This window comes from Bradyrhizobium daqingense, from assembly GCF_021044685.1.
GTDB lineage: Bacteria > Pseudomonadota > Alphaproteobacteria > Rhizobiales > Xanthobacteraceae > Bradyrhizobium > Bradyrhizobium daqingense.
In genome coordinates this window covers 3769786-3782306 of record NZ_CP088014.1, presented here as the reverse complement: position 1 = coordinate 3782306, position 12521 = coordinate 3769786, and the positions used below count along the sequence as shown (strand labels likewise).

9 protein-coding genes and 1 pseudogene are annotated in these 12521 nt (G+C 63.1%); 2 read left to right on the top strand and 8 right to left on the bottom strand.

Annotated elements, in window-relative coordinates; genetic code table 11:
• Positions 1 to 208: 208 nt before the first annotated feature.
• The 3 genes from eutC to LPJ38_RS17965 form a co-directional block, all read right to left on the bottom strand.
• Complete coding sequence (gene eutC / locus LPJ38_RS17975; RefSeq protein ID WP_145627756.1) at positions 209 to 994, bottom strand: ethanolamine ammonia-lyase subunit EutC; 786 nt, start codon at positions 992 to 994, stop codon at positions 209 to 211.
• Positions 995 to 1000: 6 nt separating this feature from the next.
• Positions 1001 to 2587 (bottom strand): B12-binding domain-containing radical SAM protein, encoded by a 1587-nt coding sequence (locus LPJ38_RS17970; RefSeq protein ID WP_145627759.1) that lies wholly within the window; start codon positions 2585 to 2587, stop codon positions 1001 to 1003.
• A 152-nt stretch (positions 2588 to 2739) separates the two neighbouring features.
• Positions 2740 to 4122 (bottom strand): ethanolamine ammonia-lyase subunit EutB, encoded by a 1383-nt coding sequence (locus LPJ38_RS17965; RefSeq protein WP_145627762.1) that lies wholly within the window; start codon positions 4120 to 4122, stop codon positions 2740 to 2742.
• A gap of 222 nt (positions 4123 to 4344) precedes the next feature.
• Here LPJ38_RS17965 and LPJ38_RS17960 point away from each other — a divergent pair, with 222 nt between their 5' ends.
• Complete coding sequence (locus LPJ38_RS17960) at positions 4345 to 6084, top strand: methyl-accepting chemotaxis protein (protein ID WP_145627766.1); 1740 nt, start codon at positions 4345 to 4347, stop codon at positions 6082 to 6084.
• A 229-nt stretch (positions 6085 to 6313) separates the two neighbouring features.
• On the opposite strand, the gene LPJ38_RS17955 is transcribed toward LPJ38_RS17960, so the two are convergent.
• The 3 genes and pseudogenes from LPJ38_RS17955 to LPJ38_RS17950 all read right to left on the bottom strand — a co-directional run bounded on the left by LPJ38_RS17955 (position 6314) and on the right by LPJ38_RS17950 (position 9121).
• Positions 6314 to 7768, bottom strand: coding sequence for a hypothetical protein (locus tag LPJ38_RS17955; protein ID WP_145627770.1), 1455 nt, complete (start codon positions 7766 to 7768; stop codon positions 6314 to 6316).
• Between the two features lie 273 nt (positions 7769 to 8041).
• Positions 8042 to 8268: pseudogene (locus tag LPJ38_RS38125) on the bottom strand (acyl-CoA dehydrogenase family protein); the annotation flags it as partial.
• 22 nt (positions 8269 to 8290) lie between these two features.
• A complete protein-coding gene (locus LPJ38_RS17950) occupies positions 8291 to 9121 on the bottom strand; it encodes a hypothetical protein (RefSeq protein WP_231088653.1) in 831 nt (276 codons plus the stop codon).
• Between the two features lie 311 nt (positions 9122 to 9432).
• Here LPJ38_RS17950 and LPJ38_RS17945 point away from each other — a divergent pair, with 311 nt between their 5' ends.
• A complete protein-coding gene (locus LPJ38_RS17945; protein ID WP_167520214.1) occupies positions 9433 to 9888 on the top strand; it encodes a DoxX family protein in 456 nt (151 codons plus the stop codon).
• A gap of 614 nt (positions 9889 to 10502) precedes the next feature.
• Here LPJ38_RS17945 and LPJ38_RS17940 read toward each other — a convergent pair.
• Both LPJ38_RS17940 and LPJ38_RS17935 read right to left on the bottom strand, forming a co-directional pair.
• Entirely contained in the window at positions 10503 to 10883 is a 381-nt protein-coding gene (locus LPJ38_RS17940) for a type 1 periplasmic-binding domain-containing protein (protein WP_158644726.1), read from the bottom strand.
• 216 nt (positions 10884 to 11099) lie between these two features.
• Positions 11100 to 12317 carry an acyl-CoA dehydrogenase family protein gene (locus tag LPJ38_RS17935; RefSeq protein WP_145627776.1) on the bottom strand — a complete coding sequence of 406 codons (1218 nt, stop codon included), beginning with the start codon at positions 12315 to 12317 and terminating at the stop codon, positions 11100 to 11102.
• Between the last annotated feature and the right edge of the window lie 204 nt (positions 12318 to 12521).

Sequence of the window (12521 nt, the reverse complement as noted above, 5' to 3'; positions counted from 1 at the left end):
GCCTTGTCCAGTTCCTAAATCGGCTCGGTCTGAGAGCTTATTGCGCCCCGCGAACGGCTTGAAAACGCCATACAAATGGGAGGCTTGCCCTTTGAAAATGCGCGGAAAATCGCCGCGAGGGGTTTAGCAGGTCAATCCCCCTTCTCGCAAGCAGGCGAAGTGTGGGCAAATCGATCAAGATGCGGCGATTTTGCGTCGTCAGCACAGGTCATCCCGGTGAAGCTGTGCCAATTCGACGCGGCGCGCGGTCCGCACTCTCGTCCTTCAGCGCCACGCCGGTCGTCTGCCGCGCGAGACCCTCGCGGACCAGCCAGGCGATCTTGAAGGCCGCCTCGTCATAGCTCAACCCAGCATGGTGGATGTTCGACACGCAATTGCGCTCGGCATCGGTGCGGGCGGGCTGCGGCGCGAAGGTCAGGTAGGCGCCGAGGCTGTCGGGCGCCGACAGGCCCGGCCGCTCGCCGATCAGCATCAGGACCATGCGCGCACGGAGAATCGCGCCGATCTCGTCGCCGAGCGCGACGCGCGCGCCTGAGGCGACGACGATCTGGCCGATCGCGACAGCGTCGCCCTCCGCGAGCAACGGCGTCAGATGCGTCAGCAGCGTCACTGCATGGGCATGGACCGCGGCCGCCGACAGGCCGTCGCCGATCACGACCGCGAGCTGGCACGGCTCCGAAGCGACCTGTGTCAAGGCCTCGACCGATCCGGCATCGAGCTGTCGTCCGAGATCCGGGCGCCGCAGATAGTCTGCGCGGTCGACCGCCCGGCTCCTCGCCTCGCTGACGACGAGCCCAAGCGCGCGGAGCTCGGCGAGCAGGCGCGGCGCATCGAAGGCGGCATGCACGGCATCGCGGGCGCGGGCATGATCGAGGGTGAAGTCGAGCAGTGCGCGCGTCGGCACGCTGGCGCCGCTGCGACCCAACGCAACGCGTGCGGGCGTGAACGCCCGCAGATCAAGGATGGGACGGCGCGGTGGAGCCGGATCAGACATGTCGCATCATTCGGCGGGAACGGCGGCCTCGCGCAGCCGGATCGAATAGTTCGAGGCGTTCTGCTTGCCGCTGGAGGCCGCGCGCGCAAAGGTGATGAGATGGTGCGCGATCAGCGTGCAGCCGATCAGGCTTTCGATGTCACGGCGCTTGATGCGGCCCAGCGCGAAGGTCCAGAACACGCGCCTGTAGTCGCCGAGCACGCCCACTTTCCAGAAGATGTTGCGCAGCATGACGAGGCCGCGCCGGATGTTGCGCCAGGTCTTCATCTCGTCCGGCACCGGCATCTTCATACGGTGCACATAGACGTTGTCGCATTGATATTGGAAACGCGCATAGACCTTCTCGGGCGCGTAAGCGACCGCCATGGCGTGCTTCCAGGATGCGACGACTTCTTCATAGGGCAGCAGGAAGTCGACATTGGAATCGCGCCCGTCGTCCTCGACCAGCCGCCCCTCGCGCTCCAGCCGGTCCCATAGCGGCGTCTTCGGCAGCGCCTGGAGCAGGTTGATGGTCAGCAGCGGAATCCGGGACTCCTCGACGAAGGAGAGCAGCGCCTCCGACGTGTTCGGCTTGTCGGTGTCGAGCCCCATGATGATGCCGGACACGACCTCCATGCCGTAGGAGTTGATGGTGCGCACGCCCTCCAGGATCGGGACCATCATGTTGTGGTCCTTATGCATCGCCTTCAGGGCATCGGGGTCGGGCGTCTCGATGCCGCAGAAGATGGTGATGAAGTAGGCCTCGCGCATCTTCTCGAGGATCTCGGGGCGCTTGGCGATGTTGAGCGTGGCTTCACAGGCGAGCCGCACGACATAGCCGGTCCGCTTCTGCCATTCAATCAGATGCGGCAGCAGATCCATCGCCGCCTTGCGGTTGCCGATGAAATTGTCGTCGACGAAATAGACCGTGTCGGTCATGCCGCATTCGCGCAGGCGGTCGAGCTCGGCGATGATCTGCTGCGGCGATTTAATGCGCGGATTGCGCCCGTAGAGGCCAGGGATGTCGCAGAACTCGCATTGGTAGGGACAGCCGCTGGAATATTGGATGCTGCCGAGGAAGTACTTCTTGACGTCGACGAGCTCGTAGGCCGGGATCGGAAACTCCGTCATCGGCACGCGGTCTTTGGTGGTCAGCACCACCTGCTGTTCGGGCCGCGAGGTGTCGCGCGAGAGAACGTCGATCAGCTGGTTGGTGGCATCGCCGAGCTCGCCGACATGCAGATAATCGAACGAGGGATAATAGTCCGGGCAGGCGCTGACCGAGGGGCCACCGAGCGCGACGGGCAGATCGAATTCATGGGCGCGGCGGCAGATGTCGTTCATCTGCTGGCGCTGGATGTGCATGCCGCTGACGAAGACTGCTTCCGCCCATTCGAACTCCTCCTTCGTGGTCGGGCGCAGATTCTCGTCGACGAATTTGACCTGCCACTCTCTCGGAAGGTAGGCGGAGATCAGCAGCAGCCCCTGTGGCGGCATGAAGGCGCGAACACCATCCGTCAGCGGATAGGAATGCTCGAACGTCCCGAATGATGATGTATAGCGCGGAAACACACAGAGAATCCGCCGGGACGTACCGTTACTTTCAGCTCGCATCAAAGCTCCCCCGCCACGCTCGACCGAATGGTGCGGAAATTGCCAGCCCAACACATAGCGTAATGCTGTCGCCGGAATTTCTCAATATTGTGGCACAAGCATAATTCCAAGGAGGAGCAATGGTTTCCTGAAGGCCCGCAGCTTCCGTCGCATCATGCGATCAGCCGCGCGGCAAAATCGGGCAACAGGCCTGCATCGCCGGCAATGCGGAAATCGGCACCCGCAATACCCGCCTGCACCAGCCAGTCGTCGAATTCCGGCGCGCGGCGCAGGGAGAAGACGTCGCGGACATAGAGTGCGTCGTGAAAAGACGTCGACTGGTAGTTCAGCATGACGTCGTCGGCGCCGGGCACGCCCATGATGAAGGTGACGCCGGCAGCCGCGAGCAACGTCAGCAGATTGTCCATGTCGTCCTGGTCCGCCTCGGCATGATTGGTGTAGCAGATGTCCACCCCGAGCGGCAGGCCGAGCAGCTTGCCGCAGAAATGATCCTCCAGCCCGGCCCGGATGATCTCCTTGCCGTCATAGAGATATTCCGGGCCGATGAAGCCGACCACGCTGTTGACCAAAAGCGGGGCAAAGGCGCGGGCGACCGCGTAGGCGCGCGCCTCGCAGGTCTGCTGGTCGACGCCGTGATGGGCGTTGGCCGACAACGCCGAGCCCTGCCCGGTCTCGAAATACATCACGTTCTGCCCGGCCGTGCCGCGTCCGAGCGACAACCCGGCCTCCTGCGCTTCCTTCAGAAGCGCGAGGTCGACACCGAAGCTGCGGTTGGCAGCCTCGGTGCCCGCCACCGACTGGAAGACGAGGTCGACCGGCACGCCCTGCCCGATCAACGACAGCGTCGTCGTGACATGGGTCAGCACGCAGCCCTGGGTCGGAATCTTCAGCCGCGCGATGATCTCGTCGAGCAGCCGCAGCAATTGCGCGATCATTGCGGGATCGTCGCTGGCGGGATTGATGCCGATGCAGGCGTCGCCGGCGCCCAGCAGGATGCCGTCGAGGATCGAGGCGGTGATGCCCCTGGCATCGTCGAACGGATGGTTGGGCTGCAGGCGCGTGCTCAGCCGCCCCTTCAGCCCGATCGTGTTGCGGAAGGCTGTGGTCACCTCGCATTTGCGCGCCGCCAGGATCAGGTCCTGGTTGCGCATCAGCTTCGAGACGGCCGCCGCCATTTCCGGGGTGATGCCGGGCGCAAGCTTCTTCAGCGCCTCGGGCGTCGCGGCGTCCGACAGCAGCCAGTCGCGGAAGGCGCCGACCGTGAGCGAGGCCACCGGCGCAAAGGCCTTGGCGTCGTGGCTGTCGATGACGAGGCGGGTGACCTCGTCGGTCTCATAGGGAATGACCGCTTCCTGGAGGAACCGGCCGAGCGGGACATCGGCGAGTGCCATCCGTGCGGCGATCATCTGCTCGGCGCTGGCGGCGGCGATCCCGGCCAGCCGATCGCCGGAGCGTGGCGGCGTCGCCTTGGCGAGGAGGTCGCGCAGGTCCGGGAAGGCATAGGTCGTGACGTCGATAGTGTGGCGGTAGACCAAGGGGCCCCTCCGGGTTCGTCGGCCAATGGCCGAGTCCAGCGCGATCCCAAGACTATAGCTTCAGATCAAGACGCTGAAATATCTTACCTTTCTTTCGACTAAGGGCGAAGGGCCAAACCGTGCCCGTTAACGGCGCATCCATCTTCGTTCTGCATGATTTTGCATCGATTTGTACGAACTGCTGACCGGCCGCTCCAGGCCATCTCGGGCTCCTTGAACACCATGCCATCTGACCGATCCGGGAATGCCGCCAATCTGGCCGGCCGCTTCACGCTTGCGACCAAGCTCTATGCGATCTTCGCGCTGTTCGCGCTGCTCACGGCGGCGATCGCGATGCTGTCCGACTACAACAGCCGCCGCAACGCCGACCTGATCAGCGCGACCGAGACGGCGAATGCCGCCGCGCTGAACGTCGAGCGGGTCAACTCGCTGGTCTATGCCGTCGTGATGGAATCGCGCGGCATCTACATGTCGACCGAGCCGGCCGTGGTGAAGAAATACGGCGAGGGCCTGCTCAAGTTCAACGCGCAGATCCTCGACGTCGTCAAGCGCTGGGAGACCATCGTCAAGGCCGACGACGCCGAGCAGTTCGCGACCTTCAAGAAGCGCATCGAGCAGTTCGTCGAGTTCCGCAAGGAGCTGGTACGCCGCGGCATCGAGATCAATGCGGCCGCGGGCCGCGAATGGGGCGACAACGACGCCAATCGCAACGTGCGCTCGGCGCTGAACAAGGACCTCGAAGCGCTCTCCAAGGTCTATGCCGAACGCGCCAAGCAGATCGCCCAGCAGACCGAGACCAACCGCACGATGTCCTTGGTGCTGACCTGCCTCGGCGGCGTGGCGCTGGCCCTGGTCGTGATCGGCATCGTCATCATTGCCCGCTCGATCGCTCGGCCGCTCTCCGCCATCACCGCGACCATCAAGCAGGTCGCCGACGGCACCGAGGACGTCGTGGTGCCCTATAGCCGCCGCGCCGACGAGATTGGCGCGCTGGCGCGCGCCATCGAGGTCTTCCAGGAGGCGATGGGCCGCAACCGCAACCTCGCCTCGCAGGTCTCGAACGATTCCGCCGCGCGCGAGGAGCGCGCCCGCCACATCGAAACGTCCGTCGAAGCGTTCCGCGAGGCGATCGGCGCCATCATGCGCGGTCTCAGCGACAGCGCCTCCACCATGCGCGAGACCGCGCAGACCATCACCCGCGTCACGGCGGATGCGAACAATCGCGCCGGCATGGCGGCGAACGCCACCGAGCAGGCCTCGCACAACGTCACCGCGGTGGCGGGCGCGGCCGAGGAGCTGTCCGCCTCGGTGGAAGAGATCGGCCGCCAGGTACGGCAATCCGCCGGCGCGGTCGAGCAGACCGGCCAACGCACCGAGAAGTCGATCTCGGAGATCGAAAGCCTCGCCGCGGCCACGCAACGCATCGACGGCGTGCTCAACCTGATCCAGGCGATCGCCGAACAGACCAATCTGCTCGCACTCAACGCCACCATCGAGGCCGCGCGCGCCGGCGACGCCGGCCGCGGCTTTGCCGTGGTCGCCCATGAGGTGAAGGCGCTGGCGGGCCAGACCGCCAAGGCCACCGCCGAGATCGGCGAGAACGTCTCGATGATCCAGGCCTCCACGCGCAACGCGGTCGACGCCGTCCGCGAGATCGGCGGCGCGGTGCGCGAGATCAACGAGGTCACCTCGGCGATCGCCGGCGCCATCGGCCAGCAGGATCAGGCGACGCGCGAGATCTCGTCCAACGCACAAAGCGCCGCGCAGGGCAACGAGACCCTGGTCGCCAACATCACCTCGCTGCGCGACGCCATCGGCGAGACCGACACCGCGGCATCCTCCGTGCTGACGGCTGCGAGCAGCCTGACGGAGACGGCGGACACGCTGTCTCGGGAGGTGGAGAAGTTCTTCCAGAACCTGCGCGCAGGGTCGGGGGACGGCCGCATCGCCAAGGCGGGGTGACGGTGCGAACGCCGTCGAGGACGGGCGGCGAAGGCGTTCAAACCAAACTCTGAAAACAACCCCATGCACAGTAGGCGGGGTGAGGTTTTTCAATGGCTTGGCGCGTAACGCGAAAGCACGGCTGATTTTACGAATTCTGCTTGAGGCGTCGGGCAAAACACTGGCATGACAGCATCATGACGGCTGCACGCTGCTCCCCGCCTTCCTGCGCTTGCGCCGACAAAATGGATCATCGCTCTGGCCGCGATTGGTCGACGAATATTCGAACGCGGCCGACGTCCTCAGCCTCACGATACCGACGCAACTCCATATCGAGCTCTGGATCTGCTTTGGCCCAAGTAAGCCAATCGAACGGGACCGTCCCCTGCAGATAGGAATCCACGAGAATCACGTCCGGGCGACCGTTTCGCAGGTCTGCCAGCAGCTGCCGCCGCTCGAAGCGTATGATACCGTCGAGTTTTGCTCGCTCTGCATGGCTTGGCTGTGAGCTGTTCTGGACCAGGATTGCGCCGGCCGTCAGCAACTGGCCACACGAACTACCCACCCAGGTCCCACCAATCTGGCGAACAAGCGGATGCCCCAGCGCGACGTGATCGCCGATCGTGAGCAGCTTCGGATGCTTTGCTAGTGCATTGATCCGCTGCTCCAGCGGCGGAAAGTCACGGACCGACAAGGACAACCAGAACCCGATGAGCACAACGCTGACAAAGCCGCCGATCCTGACCAGCCTTGGCAGCGCCCCCCTGCGAACGTGCAGCAGCGGTGCCGCAATCGCAAACATGCACAGCGGGTACAGCGTGTATGTCCAGCCCTTGCCTTGAATAAGGAAACTCGCGGCGCCGCCAATGGCTGCTGCCAGCCACGGGGTTGCTTCGCTCTCCAGTCTGAGACCCTGCGAAGTCACTCGGCGGAGAAACACAATCGAAGCAGTGATTATGAGGATCGGGAAAGGAAGCAGGTACGCCAAATCCCTCCGCATCGGGAGATAGGTGGCAGCAACCATCGGTGCATAGGTCAACAAGTAGTCGGGAAAGGCGATCACGACGACTGCCCCGTAACCGATCCCGACAGCGGCGGCTGCACACGCCTCCGGGGTGAACAAAGGCCTGAAGGAACGCTGGCGGATGGCGCCAAGGATGATCGGCAGGCCTGCCACGAGCCCAAGCTGGGGCTTGATGCTGATGGCCAGCCCGGCGCCCAGTCCTGCCAGAATCGCGGCCGGTCCGGGGGAAAGCCCACGCCAGCGTATCGCAGTGACGGCGACAAACGGCGTCAACGCGATGACGGCTATGTGCTCGCGTTGCCCGAATACGGCGCCGGGGAGGACGGCGAGCAGGAAGGCGAGCACGCACGTCCAGATATTTCGCTCTCCCGCATCGAACTTTGCCGCCGCAGCGGCACGATCGATCACGACAAGCGAGCCAATGATCTCCATGATCACCAGGACGATCACGATGATCTCAGGCGCGATTCCGGTCCACCGCGCAAGCTGCGCCGCCGGCATGTACAGGTAGATCGATAATGGCGGATTCAGTTCGAAGAGGTCGATCCCCAATTGCCGGCCATCCAGAATCTGCTCTCCTTCAGAAAGCAGGCAGCTCAAATCGGTATTGAGAACGACGGGCATTTGCACGAGCAGGGCCGTCAGCAGGATCGCGGCCACGATGATCCAGCGCTGATTCATGCGATAGCTGCTTTCAGGCCTACTCTAGAGGCTTCGCGCGAACCGGGTGTCCACTTCGCTCGAAAACGCTCAGGGGGATCGCGGCATCTTCCGACTTGGCAAATCTGCTCTCGTTGGGCGGAAGCGGCCTGCTCTCTTCTTGCGTGACTGCGCAAAAGTGCAGGCAGCGCCATTCTCAATCCGCAGTCGTTACTATTGTGCTACAATGACCTAAAACTATACGACTTCGTGGCCGGAGCGCGGAGTTGCCATTCCCCGGCGGCGTGCGACGCCCTACCCCATCACCCCGCCGCGCTTGATCAGCTCTTTCCCGAGCGCGGCGAGGTGCACCTGGTCCGGACCGTCGCCGATGCGGATGAAGCGGGCGTAGACATAGGCTCGGGCGAGGACGTGTCCTGCGAGACGCCGACAGCGCCTTGGATCTGGATAGCGCGGTCGATGACACGGGCGGCCATGCCGGGCACCACGATCTTGGCCGCGGCGATCAGGTCGCATATCGCCAGAAATCGCTGCCCGTTCCGTTCACGGTGGAAGCCGGGCCGCTGCCTGCTCGACAAATTCGCGACTGGACAGGGGTTGACGGGACCGCGCGAATACGAGGCGGGATGTCGCCGGTATGCCCGCTTCGGCTCTGCCGTCCTGCCCGATCAGGATCAATCCGGCTCCGCCATTTGCCACATTCAGAATGATCGGCTCGCCACTCCACGTCTTGATCGGCTCCATTCCGATGACGAGAAATTCACCCATCGGCTGGTCGAGATATTGGATCCGCAATTGTGGGCCGACTTCTGCCGCAACGAGCTCAAACCCGAATTCCCGCGCGCGCGCGTAAACGTCGGCCAAGGTCGTCGTGTCGGACGTAAACCCAAGTTGGGCCGGCGATACGACAACAAGCTCCACGTCCTTCTTTTGAGAGCTGACGGTGAACGCCGGTCGAGCGAGGATTTCAGCGGCCTGCCCACCGACATTGCAGCCCATTCCATGCAGCGCATTGCGCAGCTTGATCGGGTCGGTGAAGCTGCCGATTGCAATCGTCCTCCATGTCGCGACATCGCGGGCCGACTTGATGGGCTGGGGCGCTTGCGCCGAAGGTGACTTGAACGTCAGTTGATTTTGCCGAACATCGCGAGCGGCGCATTGAGCCGACGCGGTGCGCGCCAACTGAACGAGGCTAGCCACACATAGCAGGGAAAGCATGAGGCAGCGGCTGACACGTCTCGCATTCGAATGATCAGCGCATGCCTTGGAATTGGCTCGGTTTGTCGAAATAAACATGACGAAATCGCTTTTTCGATAGCACTGAGAAAAAGGCCCGCCTCCGAAATCAAAGGAGAGCACGAGGAAAATGAACATTGCCCGGCCGACGATGAAATGCGTCGGAGGAAGGCTCGATGCACTTAAATATTGCAATTTCTAAATGGCAGGCGGCAGTTCGTAAGCCGATCACCCGCCTCATCAGACCACAAAGGAATGATGTCGCCAAAAGGATAGCACCGAGGCCAGATCGGCTCAACACTGAATGACAACGTGCGATACACACTCAGTTGATACACACTCAGTTGATGAGTCCGCCGCGGGCAAGGTCGGGGTTGGCAGACCCGGCGATCGTGATACGATCACCGATATTGAAGTGCCATCGTCAACAAGACGATAAGGCAGTGACCATGTCATTCCGCTCGCCCTGGTCCACATCCGGGACCGACACGTTCGCCACCAAAAATGCCGACATGCTGATTTTGGTCGGTCGCATCCTGCTTGCCTGGGTCTTCGTCGGAAGCGCATACGGCGCGCTCACCAATTTCGGTGGCTCAGTCGCCTATTTTCGGTCGCTGAACCTTCCCGCGCCCCAATTGTTCACGGCGGCGACCGTCGCGGTGGAAATATTGATGTCGGCTTGTCTGATCCTCGGCGTTGGCACGCGCTACTGCGCGGTCTTGGTTTTTCTGTTCGTATTGTCGGCGACTGCGATCGGACATCGTTACTGGGAATACCCCGCCGGTGCGCAACAGATCGGGCAGTACAATCATTTCCTGAAGAACATCTCCATCATGGGAGGCGCTCTGTTGATCTTTGTCACCGGAGCGGGCCGGTTCTCCCTCGACCGGAGGATGGCAGGCTAGAAGCGCGATAGGATTAAGTGAATCGTCATCGCGCTTTGTGTTGTTGTTGACGCGTGATCTTTCCGGAAAAGCGCTTCGCACTTCCGGATCATGCTTTATCAGCCTCGTTCGTTTCAACCTCTTCCCCAGCGTGTAGCCGAGCGTGCAGCTCCACGATTGGGGCGGATCAATTCGGTCTGACATGGCCAAGTCGACGCGCAGCTCCGCCAGCTTGCCCGACGTCGCTGCGCCTTCGTTACGGCATCACTTCGCTCTCAGCCTGAAAGCAACCTCGAGCAGATGACCGAGGCGTTTCGAGAGAGGCTTCAGGCGCTCACTCATCATACTGAAGAGAAGCATCAGCCACGTAGCCATCGCGGCACACCACAACAGGCTTTCCAAAGTCTCGGGCATAAAGACCCCCTTTGAAACAACTACTTGAAATAGAGGCAGTGTCGCCGAACCAAACCGGCGCGGCAAGCCCTCCAGAAAGTGGCAAGTCGTAGAAACACTCGGAACAGCGATCGATGAGTGTTCGCCAAGCCCCGCTATCCGAGGTGCGCGCTGCAAGGCATGAACCAGCGGCAGTTCGCTACCGTTTCAAGCAACTCGGCGGAGGTTCTGATGCGCGACGGTCACGTGGCAGTTAGGTCAGAAGCCCAGCCTGAAATCATTCGCACCGACCGGCTCAGCACTATTGGCCCTGTCGCCTTCATGGCCGCGGCCGTGGTCGCATTGGTCCCGGACACGATGACGTCTACGCCGATCCCAGCCATCTCTGTGGCAAGTGCCGCTAGCCGTCCCATGTCTCCGTCGGCAAAGCGGTTCTCGATGAAGACATTCTCGCCAGCGCGGTAACCAAGGCTCCGCAGGCCCGCTTCGAAGGCTCGGACATTACGAAGCGTTTGCTCCCGCGACGCGCTCGCGAGATAGGCTACCTTGTAGCGCCACCCGGGCGGTTGCTGCGCACGCGCCCCAAGCGGCCACGTCGCCGCCGCGCCGCCAATCAGCTTCATGAACTCGCGTCGTCTCATTCAGCACCGCGGAGGAAACGCCCGTCCATGTCCAAAGCCTAGCACTTTGCCGCGAGACAGCTAGTGAGAATGGACAACGCATCGGATCTCCGAACCTGCGTCCACATGTCCAGACGGGCCCGAAAACGAAGTGTGCAATTGCTTGCCCGGGACCGAAGCATTCCTCTATGCGCACATCCTAGCGCGGAGACAACCCCCCTACCCCGCCATCACCCCGCCCCGCCTGATCAGCTCTTTCCCCACCGCGGCGAGGTGCACCTGGTCCGGACCGTCGCCGATGCGGATGAAGCGGGCGTAGACATAGGCGCGGGCGAGGAAGGTGTCCTGCGAGACGCCGGCGGCGCCGTGGATCTGGATGGCGCGGTCGATGACACGGGCGGCCATGCTGGGCACCACGATCTTGGCCGCGGCGATCAGGTCGCGCGCGGCCTTGTTGCCTTCGCGGTCCATCTTGTCGGCGGCTTGTAGGGTCAGGAGCCGCGCCTGCGCGATCTCGCAGAAGGAATGCGCGATGTCCTCGCGCACCGAGCCCTGCTCGGCCAGCGGCTTGCCGAAAGCGATGCGCGAGACCGCGCGCTGGCACATCAATTCCAGCGCGCGCTGGGCGCAGCCGATCAGCCGCATGCAATGGTGGATGCGGCCGGGCCCGAGCCGCCCCTGCGCGATCTCGAAGCCGCGGCCCTCGCCGAGCAGAATGTTCTCGGCGGGTACGCGGACGTTCTCATAGACGATCTCGGGATGGCCGACAGGGGCGTCGTCATAGCCGTAGGTGAGCATGTCGCGGACGATGCGCACGCCGGGCGTATTCTTGGGCACCAGGATCATGGACTGCTGGCGGTGACGGTCGGGATCATCCGGCGCGGTCTTGCCCATCACGATCAGGATCTCGCAATCCTCGTTCATCGCGCCCGAGGTGAACCACTTCCGGCCATTGATGACGTAGTCATCGCCGTCGCGCCGGATCTCGCACTGGATGTTGGTGGCGTCGCTGGAGGCGACCTGCGGCTCGGTCATCGAGAAGCCGGAGCGGATGCGCCCCTCAAGCAGCGGTTTCAGCCAGCGCTCCTGTTGCGCCGGCGTGCCGTAATTGGCCAGCACCTCCATGTTGCCGACGTCGGGCGCCGAGCAGTTAAAGACCTCCGACGCCCAGAGGATGCGGCCCATGATCTCCTTCACCGGCGCATATTCGAGATTGGTGAGCCCGGGCCCGTGCTCGCCGGAGAGAAACAGATTCCAGAGCCCCTGCTCCCGCGCCAGCCGCTTCAGGTCCTGAAGGATTTGCGGCGTCTTGTAGCGCGCGGCTTCCGGCTTGACCTGCTCGTAATAGAGATCCTCGACCGGTTCGACGTTAGCCCGCATGAACTGGCGGACACGGTCCTGTAGCTCCAGCGAACGGGGAGAGTGTTGAAAGTCCATTCTGGTCTCCTGTTCGCTGCGCTTGATGATGCCTCTTCCCTTCTCCCCTTGTGGGAGAAGGTGGCGCGAAGCGCCGGATGAGGGGTTGCATCCGCGCGCAAGACTGTTCGTGAGGACAGATAACCCTCACCCGGCTCGCCGCTTCACGGCGATCCACCCTCTCCCACAAGGGGAGAGGGTGCATCGTCCCCGCGGCCGCTCGCG

Excerpts from the sequence above, each read along its gene's own strand:
- eutC (WP_145627756.1), bottom strand. The coding sequence starts at position 994 with ATGTCTGATCCGGCTCCACCGCGCCGTCCCATCCTTGATCTGCGGGCG.
- LPJ38_RS17970 (WP_145627759.1), bottom strand. The coding sequence starts at position 2,587 with ATGCGAGCTGAAAGTAACGGTACGTCCCGGCGGATTCTCTGTGTGTTT.
- LPJ38_RS17960 (WP_145627766.1), top strand. The coding sequence starts at position 4,345 with ATGCCATCTGACCGATCCGGGAATGCCGCCAATCTGGCCGGCCGCTTC.
- LPJ38_RS17955 (WP_145627770.1), bottom strand. The coding sequence starts at position 7,768 with ATGAATCAGCGCTGGATCATCGTGGCCGCGATCCTGCTGACGGCCCTG.
- LPJ38_RS17950 (WP_231088653.1), bottom strand. The coding sequence starts at position 9,121 with ATGTTCATTTTCCTCGTGCTCTCCTTTGATTTCGGAGGCGGGCCTTTT.
- LPJ38_RS17945 (WP_167520214.1), top strand. The coding sequence starts at position 9,433 with ATGTCATTCCGCTCGCCCTGGTCCACATCCGGGACCGACACGTTCGCC.
- LPJ38_RS17940 (WP_158644726.1), bottom strand. The coding sequence starts at position 10,883 with ATGAAGCTGATTGGCGGCGCGGCGGCGACGTGGCCGCTTGGGGCGCGT.
- LPJ38_RS17935 (WP_145627776.1), bottom strand. The coding sequence starts at position 12,317 with ATGGACTTTCAACACTCTCCCCGTTCGCTGGAGCTACAGGACCGTGTC.